At 40.8% G+C, this 23,835-nt stretch carries 26 protein-coding genes, 1 tRNA gene and 1 pseudogene; 16 read left to right on the top strand and 12 right to left on the bottom strand.

Annotation, left to right across the window (positions count from 1 at the left end):
- Positions 1–197: pseudogene (locus C7B70_RS20900) on the bottom strand (photosystem II D2 protein (photosystem q(a) protein)); the annotation flags it as partial.
- A gap of 901 nt (positions 198–1,098) precedes the next feature.
- Here C7B70_RS20900 and ltrA point away from each other — a divergent pair.
- The 5 genes from ltrA (at position 1,099) to C7B70_RS20930 (ending at position 6,081) form a co-directional block, all read left to right on the top strand.
- Positions 1,099–2,781: a group II intron reverse transcriptase/maturase gene (gene ltrA / locus C7B70_RS20905; RefSeq protein WP_106370902.1), complete on the top strand. Its 1,683-nt coding sequence runs from the start codon at positions 1,099–1,101 to the stop codon at positions 2,779–2,781.
- A 182-nt stretch (positions 2,782–2,963) separates the two neighbouring features.
- Entirely contained in the window at positions 2,964–3,554 is a 591-nt protein-coding gene (locus C7B70_RS20915; RefSeq protein WP_106370923.1) for a photosystem I assembly protein Ycf4, read from the top strand.
- Positions 3,555–3,653: 99 nt separating this feature from the next.
- A complete protein-coding gene (locus tag C7B70_RS20920) occupies positions 3,654–4,367 on the top strand; it encodes a peptidylprolyl isomerase (RefSeq protein ID WP_233221027.1) in 714 nt (237 codons plus the stop codon).
- A gap of 86 nt (positions 4,368–4,453) precedes the next feature.
- Positions 4,454–5,599 carry a beta-ketoacyl-ACP synthase gene (locus C7B70_RS20925; RefSeq protein ID WP_106370903.1) on the top strand — a complete coding sequence of 382 codons (1,146 nt, stop codon included), beginning with the start codon at positions 4,454–4,456 and terminating at the stop codon, positions 5,597–5,599.
- Between the two features lie 218 nt (positions 5,600–5,817).
- Positions 5,818–6,081 (top strand): hypothetical protein, encoded by a 264-nt coding sequence (locus C7B70_RS20930; RefSeq protein ID WP_106370904.1) that lies wholly within the window; start codon positions 5,818–5,820, stop codon positions 6,079–6,081.
- Between the two features lie 86 nt (positions 6,082–6,167).
- On the opposite strand, the gene C7B70_RS20935 is transcribed toward C7B70_RS20930, so the two are convergent.
- Entirely contained in the window at positions 6,168–6,515 is a 348-nt protein-coding gene (locus tag C7B70_RS20935) for an NAD(P)H-quinone oxidoreductase subunit M (protein WP_106370905.1), read from the bottom strand.
- Between the two features lie 48 nt (positions 6,516–6,563).
- Entirely contained in the window at positions 6,564–7,112 is a 549-nt protein-coding gene (locus C7B70_RS20940) for a 3-isopropylmalate dehydratase (RefSeq protein ID WP_106370906.1), read from the bottom strand.
- A 734-nt stretch (positions 7,113–7,846) separates the two neighbouring features.
- On the opposite strand from C7B70_RS20940, the gene C7B70_RS20945 reads away from it, so the two are divergent.
- Both C7B70_RS20945 and C7B70_RS20950 read left to right on the top strand, forming a co-directional pair.
- Positions 7,847–8,125: an Npun_R1517 family heterocyst differentiation transcriptional regulator gene (locus C7B70_RS20945; RefSeq protein WP_106370907.1), complete on the top strand. Its 279-nt coding sequence runs from the start codon at positions 7,847–7,849 to the stop codon at positions 8,123–8,125.
- A 91-nt stretch (positions 8,126–8,216) separates the two neighbouring features.
- Positions 8,217–8,289, top strand: a tRNA-Glu gene (locus tag C7B70_RS20950).
- 115 nt (positions 8,290–8,404) lie between these two features.
- On the opposite strand, the gene C7B70_RS20955 is transcribed toward C7B70_RS20950, so the two are convergent.
- From C7B70_RS20955 to C7B70_RS20965, 3 genes are all read right to left on the bottom strand, one after another.
- Positions 8,405–9,016: an SRPBCC family protein gene (locus C7B70_RS20955; RefSeq protein WP_106370908.1), complete on the bottom strand. Its 612-nt coding sequence runs from the start codon at positions 9,014–9,016 to the stop codon at positions 8,405–8,407.
- A 17-nt stretch (positions 9,017–9,033) separates the two neighbouring features.
- Positions 9,034–10,986: a GAF domain-containing sensor histidine kinase gene (locus C7B70_RS20960; protein WP_146134118.1), complete on the bottom strand. Its 1,953-nt coding sequence runs from the start codon at positions 10,984–10,986 to the stop codon at positions 9,034–9,036.
- Between the two features lie 487 nt (positions 10,987–11,473).
- Entirely contained in the window at positions 11,474–11,809 is a 336-nt protein-coding gene (locus C7B70_RS20965; protein WP_106370910.1) for a hypothetical protein, read from the bottom strand.
- An 84-nt stretch (positions 11,810–11,893) separates the two neighbouring features.
- Between C7B70_RS20965 and C7B70_RS26090 the strand changes: the two genes are divergently transcribed.
- From C7B70_RS26090 to C7B70_RS20985, 5 genes are all read left to right on the top strand, one after another.
- Complete coding sequence (locus C7B70_RS26090; RefSeq protein WP_146134119.1) at positions 11,894–12,139, top strand: hypothetical protein; 246 nt, start codon at positions 11,894–11,896, stop codon at positions 12,137–12,139.
- Positions 12,140–12,217: 78 nt separating this feature from the next.
- The gene (locus C7B70_RS20970) at positions 12,218–12,706 is read left to right on the top strand and encodes an HNH endonuclease (protein WP_233221028.1); all 489 of its coding nucleotides are present in this window, start codon (positions 12,218–12,220) and stop codon (positions 12,704–12,706) included.
- Between the two features lie 87 nt (positions 12,707–12,793).
- Entirely contained in the window at positions 12,794–13,183 is a 390-nt protein-coding gene (locus C7B70_RS20975) for an alr0857 family protein (protein ID WP_106370911.1), read from the top strand.
- 222 nt (positions 13,184–13,405) lie between these two features.
- Complete coding sequence (locus C7B70_RS20980) at positions 13,406–14,395, top strand: RNA ligase (ATP) (protein WP_106370912.1); 990 nt, start codon at positions 13,406–13,408, stop codon at positions 14,393–14,395.
- Between the two features lie 9 nt (positions 14,396–14,404).
- Positions 14,405–15,613, top strand: a complete 1,209-nt coding sequence (locus C7B70_RS20985; RefSeq protein WP_106370913.1) for an AAA family ATPase — start codon at positions 14,405–14,407, stop codon at positions 15,611–15,613.
- 12 nt (positions 15,614–15,625) lie between these two features.
- On the opposite strand, the gene C7B70_RS20990 is transcribed toward C7B70_RS20985, so the two are convergent.
- The gene (locus tag C7B70_RS20990; protein WP_106370914.1) at positions 15,626–16,192 is read right to left on the bottom strand and encodes a Uma2 family endonuclease; all 567 of its coding nucleotides are present in this window, start codon (positions 16,190–16,192) and stop codon (positions 15,626–15,628) included.
- A gap of 234 nt (positions 16,193–16,426) precedes the next feature.
- On the opposite strand from C7B70_RS20990, the gene C7B70_RS20995 reads away from it, so the two are divergent.
- The gene (locus C7B70_RS20995; RefSeq protein WP_233221029.1) at positions 16,427–16,966 is read left to right on the top strand and encodes a GNAT family N-acetyltransferase; all 540 of its coding nucleotides are present in this window, start codon (positions 16,427–16,429) and stop codon (positions 16,964–16,966) included.
- Positions 16,967–16,995: 29 nt separating this feature from the next.
- Here the strand turns inward: C7B70_RS20995 and C7B70_RS27975 are convergent, their stop codons facing one another.
- Together C7B70_RS27975 and C7B70_RS21005 are read right to left on the bottom strand one after the other, a co-directional pair.
- Entirely contained in the window at positions 16,996–17,199 is a 204-nt protein-coding gene (locus tag C7B70_RS27975; protein WP_233221030.1) for a hypothetical protein, read from the bottom strand.
- A gap of 107 nt (positions 17,200–17,306) precedes the next feature.
- Complete coding sequence (locus C7B70_RS21005; RefSeq protein ID WP_106370916.1) at positions 17,307–17,531, bottom strand: DUF433 domain-containing protein; 225 nt, start codon at positions 17,529–17,531, stop codon at positions 17,307–17,309.
- A gap of 375 nt (positions 17,532–17,906) precedes the next feature.
- Between C7B70_RS21005 and dnaK the strand changes: the two genes are divergently transcribed.
- Both dnaK and C7B70_RS21015 read left to right on the top strand, forming a co-directional pair.
- Positions 17,907–19,913 (top strand): molecular chaperone DnaK, encoded by a 2,007-nt coding sequence (dnaK, locus tag C7B70_RS21010; RefSeq protein ID WP_106370917.1) that lies wholly within the window; start codon positions 17,907–17,909, stop codon positions 19,911–19,913.
- Between the two features lie 48 nt (positions 19,914–19,961).
- The gene (locus tag C7B70_RS21015) at positions 19,962–20,891 is read left to right on the top strand and encodes a J domain-containing protein (protein WP_233221034.1); all 930 of its coding nucleotides are present in this window, start codon (positions 19,962–19,964) and stop codon (positions 20,889–20,891) included.
- 104 nt (positions 20,892–20,995) lie between these two features.
- On the opposite strand, the gene C7B70_RS21020 is transcribed toward C7B70_RS21015, so the two are convergent.
- Together C7B70_RS21020 and psbQ are read right to left on the bottom strand one after the other, a co-directional pair.
- The gene (locus tag C7B70_RS21020; RefSeq protein ID WP_106370919.1) at positions 20,996–22,099 is read right to left on the bottom strand and encodes an FAD-binding oxidoreductase; all 1,104 of its coding nucleotides are present in this window, start codon (positions 22,097–22,099) and stop codon (positions 20,996–20,998) included.
- Positions 22,100–22,188: 89 nt separating this feature from the next.
- Complete coding sequence (psbQ, locus tag C7B70_RS21025; protein ID WP_106370920.1) at positions 22,189–22,656, bottom strand: photosystem II protein PsbQ; 468 nt, start codon at positions 22,654–22,656, stop codon at positions 22,189–22,191.
- A 234-nt stretch (positions 22,657–22,890) separates the two neighbouring features.
- Between psbQ and C7B70_RS21030 the strand changes: the two genes are divergently transcribed.
- Positions 22,891–23,310, top strand: coding sequence for a hypothetical protein (locus tag C7B70_RS21030; protein ID WP_106370921.1), 420 nt, complete (start codon positions 22,891–22,893; stop codon positions 23,308–23,310).
- On the opposite strand, the gene C7B70_RS21035 is transcribed toward C7B70_RS21030, so the two are convergent.
- Positions 23,307–23,835: DCC1-like thiol-disulfide oxidoreductase family protein (locus C7B70_RS21035; protein WP_339376669.1), on the bottom strand; the 529-nt coding region annotated here is incomplete at its 5' end. The two genes, C7B70_RS21030 and C7B70_RS21035, sit on opposite strands and share 4 nt — an antisense overlap.

A 23,835-nucleotide genomic window follows, 5' to 3' on the forward strand; every position in this document is an offset into this window, starting at 1 on the left:
TACGAACTGGCGATGCCGTGGGTGTACCACGAGGTGACAAAGGTTGTCCCGGTTAGCCAGCCGCCTAATGCCATGTAAGCGCAGGGGAATAGTAATATTCCGCTCCAGCCTACGAATACGAATCTATCGCGCTTTAACCAGTCGTCTACGGTGTCAAATATGCCGCGACTCGGTGCGCTACCGACTGCAATTGTCATCGATTTAAAATCCTCTCGTTTACTAAAAATTGCAACGTTTCTGAGGAATTGACATTAAGACCTTCTCAATTGCTTTTAGCTTTTGAGATTTATGAGTAGATTAATACAATCTTCTCTTGTGGTCTGCCTGACCGCTACTGCCAGCAAATGACAGTCCGGTCTATCGCTGCTTAATGTTTGTTAATTTATCACACCTTTTATACTAATATCCTAATCGCCCTCAATGGTTCTCAGGTGTTTAGCATCAGTCTATTAATATAATTAATATCAGAAAGGTGCGATTCGCCGCCACAGAAGCGAGTGGGGAATTCGATTCCCTCGAACCAGCATCCAAGGTTCGTTCCCGTCCCAATAGGGGCATAACAGGTAACTGAGATGTCTCACAGCTAAAGGGAAAATGTCTAATCATACTGTTAACCACAAAACGGTAGAGGGCTAGGGAAAGATGAGAAAGGTTAACGAAAGTAAACCCTTAATGAGGCTCCGTTAGTTTAAGCATACCGGAAGTGGCTATATACGGTAATTGGGGTTATGAATGTCCGAACTTTCTGTCGGTCATAAAGCCATCAAATCCATCCTATGTTTGATGGGCAGGATGCCAAAAACGCCCCCGGAGTAAAGAGGGAACCTTAACTTATCGTATCTCAAATCTGTGTAACGAAGTAACCCCGTCAGGGTCTAACCGCTAGTTAGATGCGGATAGTAAGAAAACCGTGAGGTAGACAGAATTCCCTGGCGGCGGAGGGATGCCAGAAGAAGCTAATGCCGTCATGCCGAAAGGCAACGGGAATAAATAACCGGACGGATAGAACTTATGTTTAAGCCGAAAGGCTGCCAACGTCTGGCAGGTGAGACTCCTAAAGACCAAAGTAAAGGAACCGAACTCGACTGGAAAAGTTAGATGCAATTAAACGCAAACGTAACTGAGAGAACAACCGAATGGAATACCGTCAATTGGCGTAAAACATTCACGGTAGTCAGGAACCTAAGACAGAGGATTTTTAGGGCTACCAAGCAGGGAAACCTTAAAAAGGTTCGCAGCCTTCAAAAGCTGTTAATGCGAAGCTACTCCAATATTCTGATAGCAGTAAGGAGAGTTACGCAGACAAACCTTGGTAAACGGTCGGCAGGGGTGGATAAATTGGTAGTCAAAACACCAAAAGCCAGGGGATTGCTAGTAGACATACTGGAAAAATTTATCCCTTGGAAGCCATACCCAACAAAGCGTGTTTACATCCCCAAGTCAAATGGGTTGAAGCGACCACTAGGAATACCAAGCATCATAGATAGGTGTCTACAGGCTATCGTAAAAAATGCCTTAGAACCAACCTGGGAGGCAAAGTTTGAAAGCACCAGCTACGGCTTCCGCCCTGGTAGAAGCTGCCACGATGCAATCGGTAAAATATACATGATTGCCCGTCCTAATAAGACAAAAAAGTGGGTAGTAGATGCTGACATAAAAGGCTGCTTTGACAACATCAACCATGAACACCTAATGAAAGCAGTTGGTAACTTTCCTGCTAGAAAGTTGATACACCAATGGCTCAAAGCGGGGTATATGGAAGATGGAGCTTATTACGACTCGGAAACGGGAACTCCGCAAGGAGGAATAATTAGCCCACTATTGGCGAACATATCATTGCATGGTATGGAAATGGTTTTGGGAGTTAAATATAACTCTCGTGGAGATTCAACGGGAAACCGTCAAATAGTCAGATATGCAGACGACTTTGTAGTATTTTGTAAGACAAAAGAAGACGCTGAATTAACAGTTGAAATTTTAGAGTCTTGGCTTCAAGAAAGGGGATTAAACCTCTCAAAAGAAAAAACCCGAATTACACATCTGTCTGAAGGGTTTGACTTCTTGGGCTTTAATATAAAGCACTACAAAGTTAACAACACGAAAACGGGTTGGAAGCTGCTAATCAAACCAAGTACAAAATCATTGCAAAAAGTACGGGACAAGCTTCGAGAATCATGGCTTGAATTTAGAAGTCATAACATCAGAGCAGTAATCAACAAGCTTAACCCAATAATCAGGGGGCAAGCAAATTACTACCGTAAAGGGGTTTCTAGTAAAGCATTCCATAGCTTGGACTATTGGATGTTTAAACGGGAAGTTAGACACGCTAAACGGATGCACCCTTTAAAAAATAAAGAGTGGCGTACTAATCGCTATTGGGGAAGATTGAACTTAGACAGGGAAGATAGATGGGTGTTTGGAGACAAACAAAGTGGACAATACCTGTTAAAGTTTAGCTGGTTCAAGATCCAACGACACGAACTGGTAAAAGGTGCATCATCACCCGATGACCCGGAACTAAAAGGATACTGGGGGAAAAGGCTGAAGAAAGAATCGGAAGACTTTAAACCCAGTTACCAAAAGGTTGCTATTAAACAAAAATACATTTGTCCGGTATGTGAACAATCGTTACTAAATGACGAAGAAATCCATCTGCATCATATAACCCCCAAAAAGAAAGGAGGAAACAGTAAATACTCCAATCTAAAACTCTTGCATCTGTATTGCCACCAACAAGTTCACGCCCAAGAAACCAATGGGAAGGAACTACCAATTTGGTAGCTAAATGACTTGCTTGAGCCGAGTGCTTGGAAACTTGCACGCTCGGTTCTGAGGGGGGAAGGGGGTAGTAATACCCCTGACCTACCCGACTATTTACAATTTGACACAAGTTCTCCGGCGATCGCCCTATTTATGTCGCTAAACTTGCAGTGAATCCTATTTTAAATACCTTTTTCAGCCAAATGAGCGTATCAACTGCTAATCCAAGCAACTCCCCGGCGGGGGATATAACATCGCCCGTCCTCCGTCAAACTATTTTAGGATCGCGCCGATTTAGCAATTATTGGTGGGCAACGGTTGTTTCGGTCGGAGCTACAGGCTTTTTCCTCGCATCGGTTTCTAGTTACCTGAAAGTAAATTTTTTACCTTTTGCTAACCCTACTGAGCTACTTTTTGTCCCCCAAGGGATTGCTATGGGTTTCTACGGTGTGGCGGGGTTACTTTTTTTCTCTTTCCTATGGGTGGTAATTGCTTTAAATGTAGGCGGTGGTTACAACGAATTTAATACTCAAACTGGCGCTATCAAAATCTTTCGTTGGGGATTTCTAGGCAAAAACCGCCAAATAGAAATCAACTGCAAAACCCAAGACGTGCAAGCGGTGAAAGTAGACATCAAAGAAGGGATAAACCCGCGTCGGGGTTTGTATCTGCGCGTCAAAGGTCGTAGAGATATTCCTTTATCCCGTGTTGGTCAGCCGTTATCTTTAACAGAGCTTGAAAATCAAGCGGCGGAATTAGCGCGGTTTTTAGGAGTCCAAATTGAAGGACTATAAAATATTCAATCGTTCAAGAAAGACTGTAGTTAAGTAACAATGGTAATGCAGCTAAAAATTCAAACTTGTTTAATATCGTTTATACTCTTGACTGCGTTGATGGTTGGGGGATGTACATCAGGCGATCGCGTAGCTTCAGAAACTCCTCCAGTCTCAGATCAAGAGACAATTCGTACCCCATTAACAGAAACTCCAACATTACCTACTCAGTCAACTAGCCCCCTAATGAAAGATTTACCAACTCTAACAGGCAAAGCAACGGTAGTAATGACCGTTAAAGGCGCACCAATTACAATTGAACTTGACGGCACAAATGCGCCCATCACAGCAGGCAATTTTGTAGACCTGGTACAAAGAGGCGTATACGATAGCTTAGTATTTCATCGCGTTGTTCGTCAGCCGGAACCATTTGTAGTTCAAGGCGGCGATCCTCAAAGCAAAGATCCTAAGTTTCCCGTAGAAAGATTAGGTACAAGTGGATTTATCGATCCCAAAACGGGCAGCGAACGTACTATTCCCTTAGAAATCACCCCTAAAGGCGCGAAATCTCCGCTTTATAGTGAGACTACAAAGTCGCCCGAATTAAAGCACCTTCGTGGCGCTGTGGCAATGGCGCGATCGCAATCTCCCGACTCTGCTTCCTCACAGTTTTACTTTGCCCTAGCTGATTTAGCCTTTTTAGACGGCAGTTATGCAGTCTTTGGTAATGTCACAAGCGGCATGGATGTAGTAGATAAAATTCAACAAGGCGATCGCATTGATACGGCAAAAGTTACCTCTGGTGCGGAAAATCTAAAAAATGGTGGTAAGTAAAGTTAGCCGTAATAAAGCTACTTTTACTTACGAACAAAGTTTTTATGGGGCATGGCATCACACCATGTCCTTTATTGTTTAATTAAGTGGACGATCGCAACGTTGTTGTTACTGGAATTGGTTTAGTTTCGGCTTTAGGTGACAACCTAGAAGCTAATTGGCAGCAGCTAATTGCGAAAAATTCTGCCATTAAGCTACATCAACCTTTCCCGGAACTTCCGCCTATACCTTTGGCTTTAATTGGCAAACAACCTATTTCTCTAAAAATTCTCACTAGCAAGGTTGTAAGTCAAGCGATCGCCGATGCGGGTTTAAATCTACCTTTACTTGATTGTGGTGTAGTAATTGGCTCTAGTCGCACTTATCAAGCCGAGTGGGAACAGTTAGCTAAAAACTTTGCTCAAAATCCCCAAATTGACAGCGATTGCTTAGAGATTTTAGCTCATAGGAATGCGATCGCTACCGCTCAACAAATCGGCGCATCGCTCGTCCCTGTTTTGGCTCCAATGGCTGCTTGTGCTACTGGTATTTGGTCAATTTTTCAAGCTTTTCAACTTATTAAAACTGGGCTTTGCGATCGCGTCCTCGCTGGAGCCGTTGAAGCCCCAATTACACCCCTGACACTGGCAGGATTTAAGCAAATGGGAGCAATTGCCCAAACAGGGTCTTATCCGTTCTCTAGCACCCGTCAAGGCTTGGTATTGGGAGAAGGTGGGGCGGTATTGGTACTCGAATCAGCTAAATTAGCCCTAGAACGCTCGGCGCGAATTTATGGACAAATTTGTGGCTTTGGCTTGACAAACGATGCTTGTTATGCTTCTCAACCCCTACTTACCGGAGAAAGTGCAAAGTTAGCTATTAAGCAATGCTTGAAACGCTCTAACTTTCAGCCTTCGGACATTGATTATATTCACGCTCACGGGACAGCAACCCAAAAAGGCGATCGCCACGAAGCACAATTAATCGAACATATTTTTCCTCAAAGTGTACCTATTAGTTCGACAAAAGGAGCTACAGGTCATACTTTAGGAGCTTCGGGAGCCATTGGCGCAGCTTTTTGTCTAAAGGCGTTGCAGCAGCAAATATTACCGCCTAATGTAGGATTGCAATTACCAGAATTTAAGCTAAATTTAGTTACTGAACCTCGCCACAATCAAATGAGGCAAGTTTTATGTTTTAGTTTTGGCTTTGGCGGTCAAAATGCAGTTATGGCAATTTCTAAACCTGAGTAATTTAATCGCACCCAATTTCTAAAAATTGTAAGTTTTAATAACTATAGATTAAACGATTAAATCATTTTGGCTACGTTGTTTAGGTAGCCAAAATGTTAAAAGTCTGTGGGTAGAAGGGTATAAAGTGTGACTTACTATAGTTACACCATTGGAAAGATGCGAACTAAAGCGATCATTCTCTACTCTAGGATCAAGATAAAAAATTCTCAATTAAACTTATGAGTACCGAAAAAGAAAGACATCGTTCAGTCAACCCAGGCGATGTGATTGACGATAAACCACAAAGTATTGAAGAAAAAGCACAACAACTTGCTGTAGATTCTCCTGATATTACTGGCGACCATATCACCGTACCTACTTACTTTGTAGTTGACGAACCAGACGGCGAAGAAAAAGCATTGCATCACGTCAAAGACGCTGAAGAAATCTCTGATGTAATTCGTCAAGCTAGAGTAGACGAAAACGGCGATCGGATTTGGTAATTAGTCTGCGATCGCGTTCAAAATTTCTAATCGGGATTTTAAGACAAATGGCAGCTTATAAGCTGCCATTTACTTTAATATTACCTTTACTCAACAGCGACTTGAGGTACACCCATACTGTAATTAATCGCGCGTCCGTTTAAGTTGTAACTGATTTGACCGTTTTGTAAAAGACTGCGGATAAAATGCTCCAAGTCTGAGCCAATCCGCCGCAAGTTATAATCAGTCAAATCTGCGCCGCTAGAAGCTTCCACCAACTCGTTAAACTTGCGATACAGCTTTTGCAAAGCGTCTTCATTCCAATTAAATTCATTATCTGGATCGACATCCAACGTTAAAACTTGATTGCTAGGAACAAGTTCCCCATCTTTACTAACTTCTGCCGAAAAAATCCTAATATGGCGAGTTGTAGACTTAAGTAACTGATCTTCCATAGGTAAAAATTCTAAATAAACCTTGGCACTTCACTTCATATTAAACCATCACTTAACCTTAGCAATCATGCCTGTTTGACGAGCATAGGCAAAAATTCCCCCTGCATCAATTACAGGCTTAACATCTCCCAACGATTGAAGTTGATACTCTTTATTTAGAGTGTGGTTAGTTAACAGATTTTGGTCAAAGTCAATTGTAACTTCTTGCCCAGTAACAAACTCATCACACAACCGCTCTAGCGATTCCCAAGGATAAAGCTCCCCTGTAGCCGTGCAATTACGGAAAAATATCCGCGCATAGGATTGAGCGATTACTGCCTTTACTCCCGCCGCACCCAAGGCAATCGGCGCGTGTTCCCGCGAAGAACCACATCCGAAGTTCTCTCCAGCTACAATAATCGGATAAATAGTTTTCATTGCGCCCGGAGCAATAAATCTACCAAAGTGATCGGGCAAACCAATCATGGCATAACTACCTAGCTTTTCGTACTCATCGGGCTTAGAGGGAACTAATGTTAGATACTCGGCGGGAATAATCTGATCGGTATCTATATTGTCATCTACAACAAAAATTACACCACCAATTGAGTTGCTCATCAAAAAATCTCACCCAAAGTGCGAACTTATAAACCGCTAAACTTTATAATATATCTTTTTTAATTTTTTTCATCGTTGCAAGTAAAATTACTGGGTCACTTTCCTAGGGCGATCGCCTCAAATTCTCATGCCTGAAAAGTTGATTTACGTGTAATTACTGTGGTCTTTTTTTGATTTTAATGAATCAATAGAACTAACTGTTAATTTGTTTTAACTGCTAATAACAAAGAAAAAATACGCAACTTCTTCCGATTAGTTTTTTGTTAACAATCGCTGTTAAAAGCAGTAACAAATAATGCTAACTCCTAGCTGCTGAATTGGCTTAAAGTTATCCTTTCCATTGATAAACAAAGATTTTACAGATACGGTCAAAATAAATGTGCTGCTGATTTAGCATCAATTTATACTAGCATAGCAAATATTTTAGCAACAACTGTAACCCAAGCATCTCAGTACAAGTAGCCCCTTTAAAAACATTTTGAAAGACTTACAAACTCCTTACATAAGCTTTACTATATTTCAATTTAAAAGCTGAATAATAGTAATCATAAGGGCAACGAATTTGAGTTTTGGTTATGACTAAAGTTTAGCTAGATGGTTTGAGAACAATACTATTAACAAAAAATAGATTTGTCTAACTTGCCTATCCTAGTTGAAATAAATAAAAAGCCAAAATTATTTCTCTATAAACCAAGGCTACTGCTCACCTGCTACAAAAATAGGATTTATTTAAAATGAAGACTGATAAAGCATCGCCACAAACAAAAAAATTAGAAGTTGGTGTCTACGAGTGTGAAATACATCTAAAATTTAGATTAATTGAAGACAAAGCTGTATTTAGCGATCGCGGCGAATTATTAAACTTTCTTATTGAGTCATTTATGATTGGTGCAGATGATTATCTCGAACCGTTACAATCGGCAGTAACTACTCAAGAAGTCACGGATTTGGAAGCCTCCCCAGAAATGCGCCGCCAGCTAATGCGCTTGCGTAACTCCTCCGAGTCTATGTAAATCGCCGCAAAAAAGTATTTTTGATATTTAGCAAGTTTGGGTGTTGACACCAGCGCAGAAAGTTATTATATTGGTAAAAGTGCGAGTCCATGCCCCCATCGTCTAGAGGCCTAGGACACCTCCCTTTCACGGAGGCGACGGGGATTCGAATTCCCCTGGGGGTATAACAAAATAGGGTGATGTGTTTAGACACATCACCCTATTAATTTTAAATAGTTAGTAGAAGTCCTGCATACACTTGTACTCCGGTGATGTGGGTACTTCACATAGTCACCGTAGCTAATTAGTTATAGCTCCAAATAAATTGTGTACACGCTGACGAATTGCTAAAAGATTTAAACGCAAGTCCTTAGCCAGACGATGCTCGATAATTGATATGGGCATAGTCCGTTTAGGTAAGACGCATACTGTATAAAAGAGGTGGGTTACAACTTGTTGAGAGTGCAAATCGGGTTGTAAGCGCCAAGAACCAGAGAAATCTTTTAAGTCTCCTTCTACTAAGTTGAAATTAATCTCGTGAGGGAATTTTTCTTCTAAATCTAGAACTACACGCGCCGAAAAGTTGAAGCGTAATAAGCGCTGCGTACCAACTTGCTCTAAACGAATACCTCCGGTGGGATGCTTTAAGCGCTGACTGATAGATAAATTAGGAATAAAATCAGCTAAAGCCTCATAGTCTGTCAATACTTGCCAAATGGGTTCAATAGATTGAAAAATAGGTATCTTAGCAGAAATTTGTCTTTGTCTGGGGGACACTTGCTCTACTTGAACTTCTATCGTATCGAGCAGCGCGGCTAATTCTTGAGGAGATAAATTAGATAAAATTCCAACGTCAGCAGTTTCATCAGGAGATAAATCGGCTGTAGATTCAAAGTCTGGTGATTTAGTCACAAAAATTTAATAGTGTTTTAATTCGCTACAGGTAACTGAGGTAAGGTAAGCGTGAAACAAACTTGAGCAGAGGATGATTGCTCTATAGGTATGCTTGTAACCTCAATAGTTCCATTTAAATGCTGTACTAGGCTTTTTACAAGCGCTAATCCTAAACCTGTCCCTTTGATGGCTTGGTCTGTAACTCCATGACCGCGCCGAAATTTATCAAAAATATAAGTAGCATCTTCGGGTAATATTTCTGCTCCAATATTAGTAACACTAATAACAATGCGATCGCCTTGAGTAATAGCTTGCAAGATTACGCTAGTGTCATAAAGTGCATACTTTCCGGCATTTGTCAATAATTCATGTAATATTCGATCAAAACTATCTGCATCAGTTTGTAATAACAAGGGTTTTTGGGGCAGATTTACGGTAATAGCCAATCCTTTTTCTGACCAGGTTTCTGTATACATTTCAACTAAGTCATTAAGTTTTGAGCTAATTTTAATACTTTGCAAATTAAGCGGAGTTTGATTAGATTCTAGTTTTTGTAATCTAAGCAAATCAGTAATTAAGTTTATTTCTTGGTTACATTGTTGCTCTAAAATATCTAAGTATTTTACTTTACGTTCGTTACTAATACCTGGTGTACGCAACATCCGAATAGCTAAGTTCATGCTAGTTAGAGGAGTACGTAATTCATGACTAATTGTATCAATAAAGTCATCTTTTAGCTTATTTGTTTGCCTTAGCTGGTCAATTTGTTGCCGAGTTTTTTCATATAGTTTTGATTGAACTTCTAAGCTGCCTTGCAGTTGAGCGGTACGTTCGTCTACAAGATTTTGGACTTGGCGCAGTGTTTGGTTTTGGATAATGGCGGTACTGACTTGGACACTAACTAATTTTAACAAGGTTAATTCCTCCACTTGCCAAGTGCGAGCGGTAGAATTTTGTATTAATAAAAAGCCAAATGTTGTGCCTTGATTTTCTAAGGGAAACATCATTACAGCAGGCAGGCTAGTAATATTAAAAAGTGGATTGACTTCCGATTGCTCAAATACTTTAAAATCATCGTTAAAATTTAGAGTTAATGGTTCAGGAGCATTAATGAAGGCTTGTTGACACAAAGCACATTCACTTAACCAAAAAGATTGATTTAAAGCAATGGAATTATTAACAGATTGATTGAGATTATTAAGGGTGGTAGTTCCACCTAAATCAGAATTACTATTCCATTCAGAAACTACCGTAACTTTAGCTTTAGGAATAAACTGTTTAGGACGATTCTTAAAAAGCAAGTCGCTGGATTTTAAAGTAATAATTAAACCACGTTCAACTTGGAGAGATTGAGATGTTCTAGAAATCGCTAATTGGAGAATTTGAGTTAAGTCTGGCGTGTTTCGGCTTGCCATAGTAAGCTCATTGATCGCATTTTGATGCTGAGTAGAGGTGTTTATAACCCGTTTTAAAGAGGCGATCGCTTTAGCTTGGGCAATTTGGGCTAGGGCGATCGCTACAGATTCGGCGGCGATTTGAGCGCTTTCAAGGTCGTAGTCTCGCCACTGGTAAGGATAGAGTCGCCATAAAGTGATTAAACCATTTTGCTTACCTTGAAAATAAGTTGGGATGCTTAATACAGACTGAACAGGTAGAGATAAGTCTTGCCCTTGAGACGATTTTTGTATTTCTAAAGTTTTTAAATCATCAATTGCCAACAACTCGGTTCGATTTGGCAGCAATAATATTGCGTCAATCAATTGAAATTGCAGTAGGGTGGTGGAACTGAATAATTCTTCGCTAGACCAGTAACCCGTTTGGTGAGGTTGCAAAGCTTCATCTACAGCTATAACCAAACAGCAGTCTACAGCAAAGGCTTCTCCCCAAGCTTGGGAAATCTGTTTGAGCATCATCTCAGGATCGGAGCTTTGCACAACAATCTGATTAATCTGTTGTCCTAACTCGCGGAAATCTTTTCGATTGGGCATCAATTTAATTAGGTTCTTTTGCAAGGGAGCTGCTTGACTTAGACGATTTATTGATGACTCTAAAGGTTGTTCTAAAACTGATAATCTTGGTGGCACTACCCCAAGATTTTTTGAAGCTCTCAGCCGACTTTTATTTCTAATTGAATAGGTTGCAGCTATTTTTTGATTAACACGCTTTATCACTTTTATACTTTCCCGTTCGACTATTAGCCATCAAACTTAGTAATTTTTATAAATCAGAATTTGAAACTAGGAATAAATTAATTATTAGCTCAACATAATTTTAGTTATCTATGCTCTAGATTATCCTTTCTTGAACCTTATAGAATCGGTAATTTTGCGGATTGTCAGAAACTTGATTAATCGGTCACGTAAGTAGATGAGATTGGCTTTGGCAATTAATTAAAGCGTTATTAATGCAGTTATATATAAGGCGACTAGCGTAAGCTTTCTCTAGTCGCCTCTATTTGTTTTTTAAAGTGGAGAATTACCTAGCTAAACTTTCTGTGCTTAAGGGAACAAGCTCGCCACCAGTCGTAAATCCTAACAACATTGATTCTTGCGGACGAATTAGCTGCCCTGTAAGTACGCAACGAACTTCTTTTTCGGCGATCGCGGCGACACTTGCACGAATGTCGGTGGGCGAAATAGAGGTTTGATAATCACCGGATTTTTGCTGTACATAGTTCCATAAAATGTCTCTAATTAAAGCTTGATAGCCTACATTGCCAGAAAGTTCCTTAAGTTTGTCTTTTAGTTCCCGCTCTAAGCGGATACTGGTGACTTCCATTTCGGTAGTGGTGGTACGATTTAATGTATGCACGAGTCTTTTCTCCTAAATATCTGGACAGGATAGTAATACAAGTGTAGTATGTTTAAAGTAATGTTTAAGTCGCGGATGTCATAGGTGAAATTTTCTTTGCAACGTTTATCGCTTTCCCAGTCATTGTCAGCCAATTCAATCAAAAATTGGGAATCGGCGGCTTGGCACGTGGAGTGTCTATTTATAGAAAGCGATCGCACTCAACAAAGAAACATGACATCTGAAGATCGTCATAACTTGACATATTCGGGCAGTAGCCTACCAAATTGGGCAACGCAAAGCAATCATCGAAGTGGGGGGTACAGGCAAAAAACAGCCTTGCCAATATAGCAATAAAAGACTTTCCGTCATTTTTAGCCCCCGTTTCTAAATAGTAGAAGCGGGGGTTTTTATCTAAGGAGCAAAGTTGTGACAGGCGCAACGCAAGTATTAGATCGTTCTGTGGTGGTGTTCTCTAGAAACTATTTGCCGATTAGCCGCGTTAATATCAGACGGGCGATCGCTCTATTAATATTGGGTAAGGCAGAAGCGTTAGATTTGGCAAGCGAGATTTGGCTAGTAAAGTCGCCTAATTTTGTGATTGCTGTTCCTCAACACATCCGCTTGACGATTGCCAGCACCGAACGAATTTGGAAAGTTCCTTCAGTAAATCGGCGCGAGGTTTTGAAACGAGATAACCACCGTTGCCAATACTGCGGTAGCAACAAATGCCTGACATTGGATCATGTAATTCCGGTATCAAAAGGCGGCGAACATAAGTGGAATAACCTCGTCACAGCTTGCGAACCCTGTAATCAGCGTAAAGTGCGATCGCACGCCTCACGAAGCTGGGATGCCACTCTCTTGGAAAGCTTTGGGGAGGGAAACCGCTCCCCCAAACTTTCCGTTGCTGGTTAAACCAAAAGCACCCATGTACCCGATTGCTTTTGCTGAAAACTTTTGGCACAGCGAAAGTGCCTGTCCATAAAAGGAAACTCAAGGACAATGCTGAAATTAACTTACATTGAGACTGGTTTTTATTTGGAATATTTAGCCAAATCCTTAGAAGATTGGGTGCAAGAGCGGGTAGTTTTGGCGCTGCGCGTTGGCGAATCTTTGTACATTGAACCTAGTACGGCTGCATTTTTGCTGCCTATGGATTTGCCAGATTTAGAAACTTTGGTTATGGAAATTAGACGGCTCGATCCAGAATCTATTAGTTTGAGTGCTGGCGATGCTGAGTATATCGAAGTCAGTCTCAACGGTACATGGGTGAGCTTAAATGCAGACAGTGATGAAGGGGTGTTTGTCGCGGCGATGTCTCACTCTATTGAGTTTTTTTTGCTGAAGTTGTGGCAAGATTCTCAAGTTAGTGCGTCGGTTTTAAGCGAGTAAGAACTAAATGCCCGATTGTGGTGGCGCAGTGGTTAACTATTGCGCCTTTTTTGGCAATGCGCGATCGCCCGTAGGGGTGTAATAGAGTATTTTTTAAAATCCTTGCCCTTACTCCCTTGACAATTTTGTAGCAATTTTGTAGTTTAAATGTAGTATAAAGTAAAAAACTTAAGCATCAGAACTGCGATCGCATTTTTATCAGTTTTTTATTTAAGGGATTTCATGAGCGCATTTAAAGTAGAAGTAGTTAAAATCAATAGCATCACTCCTCATCCCAATGCTGACCGTTTAGATATTGTCACAATTGTTGGCATGGCTTATCAAGTAATTAGTGCTAAAGGAAACTTTAACGTTGACGACTTAGCTTTTTATTTTCCTATTGATAGCGTTATTCCCGATAACTTTTTAGATATATTTGGGATTCGTGCCTACTATAGTAAAAAACTAAAGGCGGCTAAACTTAGGGGCATATTTTCTGAAGGTTTACTTATTCCTATTGATATTGACTTTAAGGGCAATATAGGAGATGACTTTACAGAATATTTTGGCGTAAATAAGTATGAGTATCCCATCCCTCAAAACATGAGTGGAGATGTGGAATCTGCCATCGGACAATACAAGTTTCCTAGTCCCGAACACCTCAAACGTTACCGAGATATTTTACAATTAGGGGAAGAAGTAGTAGTTACAGAAAAAATACATGGTACTAACTTCACCGTATTAATCGATGAAACTGGTACTCATATCAGTAGCCATAACTACTTTTGGAAAAACACTGCCGCTAATAAAGACTTAGTTTATATTCGCGCTTACAATGAACATGTTTTTTTACAAAACTTACCTCTAAATACTCAAGTATTTGGGGAAATATATGGCGTTCAAGATATTAAGTATGGATTGTCTAACGGCAAAATAAAAGTTGCGATATTTGCAGTTAAAAACAATGGCAAGTTTCTAGACTACGACGATTTTAAAGCTTTTTGTAACCAACATTCTTTGCCCCAAGTACCTGTAGTTTATAGAGGTGCTTACAGTTGGGAAGCAGTATCGCAATTTAATAATGCAAGTAGCGTTATAGATGAAAAATCGATTATGGAGGGCATTGTAGTCCAGCCTATAAAGGAAACAACTCACCCAGAAATTGGTCGATTAGTATTGAAGTTAATTAGCGATCGCTATTTGCTGCGTTCTGGTGGGACGGAACTACACTAAAACAAGATTATGGGCATTAGACACTTTAGCAATTATGACGGCAATCCTCAGTACCGCGAAGTCAAAGATCGAGATTTGCTAGGCGCAGGTTGGAAACCATTGCAACGAGAGATAGATTTAGGCTATCTTTGGCAGGTTGCGAGTAGCGATCCGGGGGAACTTACTCATCAAACTATAGACTTAGTTAGCGATCTTGCGGACGCTATTACTCGTACTAATCATAGCTGGTGGGCAAATATATTAAACGTTTTCTCAGATTACACTCGTTCGGATATAAACGAGTTCTGGGACTATATTACTCCCGAACCACCCGCGCCAGATTATCGTTATAAAGACGTTTTAACTACACTAACGCCAATTACTCAAGAAGTTAGCCGCGACAGCATTCCGATTGATTACGTTCTCAATCGCTTGCAAGAAATTACCGTGCTGAAAGTGCTAGAAATATTAGGTTGTCCTGATTCTATTACTCAGTGCTTTCAAGACCGATATTTTTATTATCCTGTAGAGCGATTTGTTGATTGGAAAAGCTTAGAAAATGTTGGTACAGTTTTAGTATATTGGTCTAAACATGAGCTTTGGCTGCAAATAAGTCATGCAGGTTTGACGCAAAGACAATTTACCTTAATTGCTAAAGAATTAGGGCAAATAGTGAACAAAGCTACTTACAATTTGGCAGTGGTACTAAGCGGTTATCAAAGCCGTGTTGGTAAAGTTAATAGTCAGTTTCCTATCAACACATTTCCTAGCGATATTCAGAGTTTTACAGATACCGTACAGCAAGCAACTTTACAGCAAGATCATTTGGCTGTGCTAATTCAAGGCGACCCAGGTACGGGTAAAACTGCTTGGACGCAAGCAGTAGCTAAAGAAATCTTAATGTCTTTAGGATACGTAATTTTTATATTAGACCATGACGCGGTAGAAAACTTTGTCCCTCCTAGTTATTTAGAGCGAATTTGTCTAATCATTAATGAGGCGGATAACTTAGCACAAAATCGAGCAAATATAGCGGCTCAATCTAATAATAAAACTGAGCATATTTTGAGTTTACTTGATGGTACTTTGTATCAAAGTGTGATTGATGAAGCAGGTATTCAAGCACAGCAAAAGTTAGTTGTGTTGATGACTTGTAATACTACAGAAAGATTAGATCCAGCTATGTTACGCAAAGGGAGAGTAGATTTAATTTATGAATTTACTCAGCGTTTTGTTTAATTTACTACCTACTTAAGGAAAAACTTTAGATAAGTCGAGAATTATAGTTGAAAAAGGTAAATTAATTACAGCATTAGGTAAGTAAACTTGTCTCTTTGCATATTCAAAGCTACCTTGAATTTGATAAGGTTGGCTGTAAACCTCTAAACAGTTAGCTACTAGATTGAACAGCCAATAGTTATCAATTCCTGACTCAGCGTAGAGAGATAATTTAGTTTCGCGGTCATATTTTAAAGTAGAGTCAGACACCTCAATTACTAATAAAATATCTACTACACCAGGATGACTATCTAAATAGCGATCGCCTCGATTGCGAACTATAACTAAATCGGGTTCAGGTTCGCTGTCATCACCTAAAATAATTGGTTCTTGGTTGCGTATAGTTGCTTGTCCTTGCAAAAGAGTAAATAATTCTCCAAGTAACAGCGTGTTACAAACAGAGTGAGGCATACCTTTTGCTACCATTTGGATAATTTGCCCGTTAATTAACTCAATTCGCTCGTTTTCTTGGAAAAATCCTAACTCAATTAAACGGTGATATTCTACTAAAGAAAAACGTTTTGGAGTAACTATAGTCATGAGTAAGACCAATTAGTTCAGTTAAACAAGTAAATACAATCTAGCATTTATGAATAGTTATAAGTTATTAAATATCTCAGCAAATATCTATGATCTCCAAGCGTTCGCTTAGATATTGATACTGCCAACAATTTAATTACTTGTGCGAAGGAGTAAGTTTAAAGATAAAGTATATTTCTCTATTAGATGATATTGATAAAGCTTTTTCTAACTTTACAAAACCCTTAATAATAAATGTTACGGATACAAACCTCAGTGATTATGTCGCATCGCGTTTTTATTAGAAAGCCGATTGAAGAAGATTGGCAAGAATTATTATCTTTGCACCAAAAAAGCAAGGAGTTTCATTATCCCTGGGTTTTCCCGCCATGCACTAAAGATGAGTGCAAAAGTTATATCAAGCGCTGTCAAAATCAGAATTTTGAAGGACTGTTGATTTGTGATGCGATCGCTAAAAATATTATTGGTGTTGCAAATCTCAGTCAAATCTTTTACGGCGGCTTTCAAAATGCCTATCTTGGTTACTACGTTGATGTAGACTTTGCAGGACAAGGATTTATGTTGCAAGGTATTCGTTTAGCGGTTTCTCATGCTTTTTATAGCCTCAGTTTACATCGCGTTGAAGCCAACATCCAGCCAGATAACATTACCTCAATTCATTTAGTGAAACGATTGGGTTTCACGAAAGAGGGATTTTCAAGGCGATACTTGAAAGTCAATGGAGAATGGCGCGATTGCGAACGTTGGGCATTAACAAGTGAAAATTGGAATTGAATACTAAGAGTAGTTATATACCTGAAATTTTACGAGCCTCCAATTTCAATTACTTCGCCTGGAACAATAGATTCGATCGCGTTTCGAGTTTCTGGTATTAGCGGGAGCAAATCAGGAAGACGATTACTGGGAGCGATAAGAACTATTACCGAAACTCCAGTTTGCTGCAAGTTTTGTTGGTATCGCAAGTTTTGGTCTGTAGTCAGTAAAATTGTGAAACCCTCTTGAGCCATAAGTTGCAATAGCTCACCGTTCTTTTTTCCAGACCATCCCATCTCCACAACTGTCTTAATCTCGCAATCGATAAATTCACGCTTTATTAGGTCGTGGAGCGCATTCATCAAGTAGAATTCGCATAGGCGGTTAGCATTTGCTTGGCTAATTCAAGGGCGGCGATCGCACTTTCTTGGCTCACACTAGGAAAATGATCTAAAAATTCATCTAAAGAATCACCTGCCTCAAGATAATCAATCAGATTTTTTATTGGTACGCGAGTGCCAGTAAAAACAGGAGTTCCCCCTAAAATATCAGGATCGCTATGGACAACACGAGATGTATAGGACATAGCAGTTTAAGTAATAGGTTACAAAAAGCTTGACATCCTAAGTGTATCTCACTCGTTTATCAATACTAATTGCTTAAGGCGATCGCACAATTGAACGTTAATGAAAAAGGCGCGATCTGTTGACAACTGAAAATTGGACTCAAATAAGCTATGCAAGTATCCGATCTTCCTAATCTGTGGGTTCCTTTGGCACTACTAGGTCTAATTGTAGTGGCGGCGATCGCCTTCAGTAACATTAGTAAATAGCAAAACAAAAGAGCGAAGTCACCTATTAACGGCAGCGTAAGCTGAAACATAGCGAGGAGCAAGATACAATAATCCCAAGGATTGGCTCAAAAGAGTGTTAAACAAGATACGCGAGGAGAACGGTTAGGCATGGGTAAAGTAGTTGGTATAGACTTAGGTACAACTAACTCAGTAGTTGCTGTCATGGAAGGCGGCAAACCCGTAGTAATTGCCAATGCCGAAGGAATGCGAACAACTCCCTCGGTGGTAGGGTTTAGCAAAGATGGCGAACGCCTGGTAGGACAATTAGCCCGTCGGCAAACCATCTCGAACCCACAAAACACCTTTTATGCAGTTAAACGGTATATAGGGCGCAATTATGCCGAACTTAGCGCAGATTCAAAGCGCGTTGCTTATACTATTCGCCGCGATGAAATGGGCAATATCAAAATTCGCTCGCCGCGCTTAGAGAAGGATTTTGCCCCGGAAGAAATTAGCGCGATGGTGCTAAAAAAGTTGGTAGATGATGCCAGCCGCTACTTAGGCGATAAGGTGACAGAAGCAGTAATTACTGTACCAGCTTACTTTAATGATTCTCAACGGCAAGCGACAAGAGATGCGGGGAGAATTGCTGGATTAGAAGTAAAAAGGATTCTTAACGAACCTACGGCGGCTTCTTTAGCTTACGGATTAGATCGCCAAGAAAGTCAAACTATTTTAGTCTTCGATCTAGGTGGCGGTACATTTGATGTCTCGATTTTGGATGTTGGCGATGGTGTATTTGAAGTCAAAGCTACCAGTGGAGATACGCAACTAGGTGGTAATGATTTCGACCAAAAAATTGTTGATTGGCTGGCAGAAATATTTTTAGACGCGGAGGAGATAGACTTAAGACGTGATCGCCAAGCCTTGCAACGGCTCTCAGAAGCGGCAGAAAAAGCTAAAATTGAACTATCTAGCGTCAACATTACAGATATCAATCTCCCGTTTATTACAGCCACCGAAGACGGGCCAAAACATCTTGAAACCCGGATTGATCGCACCCAGTTTGAGGAGTTGTGCGAAGACTTGGTTGCCAGACTGCGAAAACCAGTCAAAAGAGCGCTAAACGATGCTAACTTAAGACCTGCCGATATTGATGAGATTGTGCTTGTAGGCGGCGGTACGCGGATGCCGATGGTACAGCAATTAGTCAGAAGTTTAATCGGTCGAGAACCTAATCAAAATGTTAATCCTGATGAGGTTGTCGCCGTCGGCGCGGCTATTCAAGCGGGAATTTTGGCAGGAGAACTTAAAGACTTACTGCTGCTTGATGTTACGCCGCTATCGGTAGGTTTAGAAACCGTTAGCGGGGTGATGAAAAAACTTATTCCCCGCAATACAACTATTCCTGTTAGGCGATCGGATATCTTTTCTACGGGAGAAAACAATCAAACTTTAGTAGAAATCAATGTCATTCAAGGAGAGCGGGAAATGGCAACCGATAACAAATCCTTGGGCAAATTTAAGCTTACTGGGATTCCTCCCGCACCGCGCGGAGTTCCCCAAATTCAGGTAGCTTTTGATGTTGATGCTAACGGGATATTGCTAGTAACAGCTTTAGATCGCAATACCGGGCGAGAGCAAAGTATCACAATTCAAGGTGCGTCTACTCTCAGCGAAGCGGAAGTTAATAAAATGGTGCAAGAGGCGGAAAAATTCGCCAATTCTGACCGAAAACGTAAAGAAAGAGTCGAAAAACGCACCCGCGCCGAAGCTTTGACTTTGGAAGCTGAAAGAGAACTCAAGCAAGTAGCGTTAGACTTTGGTATGCAATTTGCTCGCAATCGCCGCCAAAGAATAGAGGTTTTAGTCAGACAATTGCGTGACTATCTTAACCAAGATAGCGATCGCGGTATCGATCAATCTTACGCCGATTTGAAAGATGCTTTAGCCGATCTAAACCGCGAAGTACGCCAGTATTACAGCGACGATGACGACGGGGGCAACTTATTTGACTCGATTCGGCGCGTATTTAGCGATGATGATGACGACTACGATCCGCCACAACGCCGCGATCGCCCTTATTTTAGTAATGACGAAGGTTTTAATCGTCGGCGACCGCAACGCCCTAGTTATCAAGATAATTGGGATGATAACGACGACAATTGGCTATAACTGCATAACAGGATTTTAAATTAACCGCTCTTACAGAATATGCAGAACTTGCAGAATTTTAAAGATTACTACGATATTTTAGGAGTGCCTAAAGATGTTGCTAACGAGGAAATCAAAAAGGTTTTCCGGCGACTGGCTAGGCAATATCACCCAGATTTGAATCCGGGAAACAAAGAAGCTGAGGAAAAGTTTAAAGATATTGGGGAAGCTTACGAAATACTAGGGGATCCAAATAAGCGATCGCAATACGACCAATTTAGTTTGTATTGGCAGCAGAAGTCGCGCGGTAAAGCCGGAAAAAGTATATTTAAGCGTGGTACTCGTGAGACAGAATTAGAGGAATTTGCTGATTTTGATAGCTTTATCGACCAAGTGTTAGGACGCAGCAACAAAGCTGATAATGACAACGATCCTTTTCGTCCTGGTACGACAAAATACGCAACTACTGTTACTCCTCGTCTTAGTCGTCGCAATATTGAAGCTAAATTAATTGTCCCTTTAGAAAAAGCTTATGAAGGTGGCGCGGAAAGAATTAGGCTAGAAGACGGGCGTAGCCTTGAAGTTAATATGCCTCCAGGGATGTTTACTGGGCAAACTATCCGCCTGAAAGAACAAGGGGTAGGAGGTGGCGACCTATTTTTAAAAATTACCGTTTCTCCCCACGATTACTTTTTTCTTGAGGGTAATGATATTGCTGTCAAACTTCCCATTACTCCGAGTGAAGCTGTATTAGGCAATCCGGTAGAAGTGCTAACTTTAGACGGTTTAGTGCAAATGAATTTACCCGCCGGAGTGAAACCTGGTCAAAGGTTGCGTCTGGCGAATAAAGGTTACATTGATGACCAAGGTAGACGCGGCGACCAATTAGTAGAAATTCAGATTGTCATTCCTACAACTATTAGTCCTCAAGAAAAGGAATTGTACGAGAAATTACGACAAATTGAAACTTTCAATCCTCGTGCCGATTTGCTTGTGTAGAGAATAAAACTAAAAGCTAAGTTTTTAGCAGCTTATAAATATAGTGCAGTTTTAGCTGAAGCCAATAGCATGGAACATTAGATACTATCGTTACTTTTGTAGCCCTATCCACTTTCTAATAGTTTGATAATCCTTTGGGCAGTGGCGGGAGCTAACAAAACACCATTACGATAATGCCCAGTAGCGAGGAGAACGTTACTAAACCCTTCTAGCGGCTCAATTATCGGTGCAGGACGTGCTTCGGGTCTTGGACGTAACCCTGACCAGGTTTTGATCGTGGTAGCTGTCGCTAACGTCGGACAAAAGGCGATCGCACTTTGTCTAACTTCCTCTAGTTTTTCGGCTTCAGGCACAACAATTCCTGATTCTAAGGGAAATTCTACTGTTGCGCCAATCCAGTATTCTGTTACAGGCCTAGTAGTTAAACACGGCACTATATGCACGTCGTTACCAGTAACTACAGGTTGAAAATCTTGATTTCCTAAACAGTTGGGTAGGCGGACGTGGATTGCTTGACCTAATACAGGTCTAAGATCGAGTAGAGGGGGAATTTGTAAGTTAGGTAGAGATTGCAACGAACCTAACCCAGCAGCTACTACTAACCAATCTACTGATTTACCCTGTACTGATTTAACTGCATGGTGAAGCTTGGTAGTAGTTAAATCGTATTGCAGAGCGGGGACATCAAAATCAAAAGTAACGCCCCGACTTTTTGCCGCATCTACCAAGGCTAAAGTTAGAGCTACAGGATCTACTTGTATATCTTGGGGAGAATAAATTGCTGTAGGGATATCTTGACAATCTATCTGAGGACAATTTGCTTTTAATTTAGCGCTATCCCAAATTTCTAATTGCCATCCTTGCTGGGAGCGGGTTGCGGCTAGTTTCTCCCATTTTGCTAAATCTTCTCCCACGGGGCAAAGTTTTAAAATTCCTTGTTGATTGTGAGGAATTGTTCGCCTATTTAGCGCCTCTAGTTCAGGAATTAAGGTTGTATAGCGCTCAATGCTGTGCGATCGCATTTGCCATGCTCTGCCTTTAGTTTTGTGGCTAATAATGCCCATTAATACACCTAAAGCGGCGGCGGTAGAGCCTTGGGCGGGTGGTTGTTTATCTAAAACGGTAACATTGAGTCCGGGAATTAAACTAAGTTCGTAGGCGATCATTGCCCCCACTACACCGCAACCGATAACTACTATGTGACTCATAATTATTGAAAAAATAAAGACGTTTCTCTACAACAGGAAAAAATAAAGACGTTTCAGTGAAACGTCTCTACAACAGGGGTGAAACTTCTTTACTCTACGGGGGAAGGTATAGCTTGCTTTGGAACTAAATCTATAAATTGATTGATATCTGCAAAGGCAGTTTGGTAATTGCGTACTGCTCCAATAGTGCTATTTTCTTCAATGGATTGTTCGACTCTTACCAAGTCATTAAACAATTCTCGCGTGATTTGCCGGGCTTTTGTTTGCTCTGTAGGCAGCAAGTTGCGAGTGATGTAAGTCATTTTTAACCGCAATTCACCTAAGGGGCCGTGAATAAAATTCCTGACTCCAATCCAATCTCGCCGTTGAATGAGGACGGGAATTTCACTCATGCGATCGCGCAAAGCTAATAGAGTAGGGGCATATTCTTTAATTTGCTCAATTTGAGCCGCAGTATAAGTTGGCGGTACTTTGGCTACCGTAGGACTACCACAACTAATTAAAAATACTGCCACCATAGCCAGAATTAAGGACAGAATCGACCGAGAACGCACCATAACCTAAATTTTTATCTGTAGCGAACAGTGTCATTTTAGATCGCTAAGGAGCTTAATCGCCAAACAAAGGTAGTGTTGCAAATCTAGAGAAAATCCCTAGAGAAATTGACCGATTGAAATTAGCATTAATCGCTGCCCAATTCCTCTAAAGTTTGATAAGCTGAAACACAATAGCCGTAATCTTTCTGGCGATGTATATCCCCACTACACCCTAGCCCCAGGAGTGTTTTTCTTGTGAATGCAGCAGAGGCGGCAACAAACCTAGAACTTACAAGTAAAATTGCCACCGTTGTCAATTTGTTTAAAAGTGAATTTCCCGAAATCAAGTCGGATCTCAAACCTTGGCACAACGATCCAGAAACTAGGGAATTAATCGATCCAGATTCGATTGATATTGGCTTGCATTTCCCTGGTAGAAGTAAGTTGTTTCAAAGTCGTAGCATTTTAATTCAAATTCGGTTTTATGAAGATCCAATAAATAATCAAGTTTCTTGCATTGGCGTAGAAGCGGCGGGTTTCGATCATCGGGGCAAACAATGGCGGCTTTCTACGGTGGAAGACTGGCGCTGTGAAGGCGAAACTCAACCTAAACCCGAAGCCAGCGCCCAATTGAAACAATTTTGTCGGCAGATTATTGAAGTATTTAATAATTAAAGTTTTTTACTAGGGCTACAGCCGCAATCAACGCCGTAAGCTGAATTGTAGGTAGTGTCACGTTTACCAAACCAACTGTAACGATTGTCGCGGATTTGCTCGTAAATGCGATTGCCTGCCCACTTTAATCCGGGCAAAAGTCGGTAAGCGGTGACAAATATTACCCCCAATGGCAATAATTCTCCGATTTTTTCGGCGGCGGCGCTTCCTTGCCAACGTCTTTCGGGGGCGCTGGCATCAATGACAATCATCCCTAATTCACAATTGTTAGGTGTAATATCCCAACGCTTGAGTGTGTCTTCTGCTTGCATTGGTGCGTACTGGAATAATTTACCCTGATCTATTGTTTCGAGAATTTGGACTAAATTTGTACAGAGGTTGCAGTTGCCGTCGTAAATGACGTAATAAGTCATGCGGATATGTTTTGTAAGTATCTTTCCTATTTTAGAATCTTTAAGAAAAACCAAGATATGGGGGGTCTGCCCCCCAAACCCCCCATTGGGGGACGAGTTGCCTCCCCCAAAC

The organism is Chlorogloea sp. CCALA 695, assembly GCF_003003885.1.
In the GTDB taxonomy this organism is placed as follows: Bacteria; Cyanobacteriota; Cyanobacteriia; order Cyanobacteriales; family Chroococcidiopsidaceae; genus Aliterella.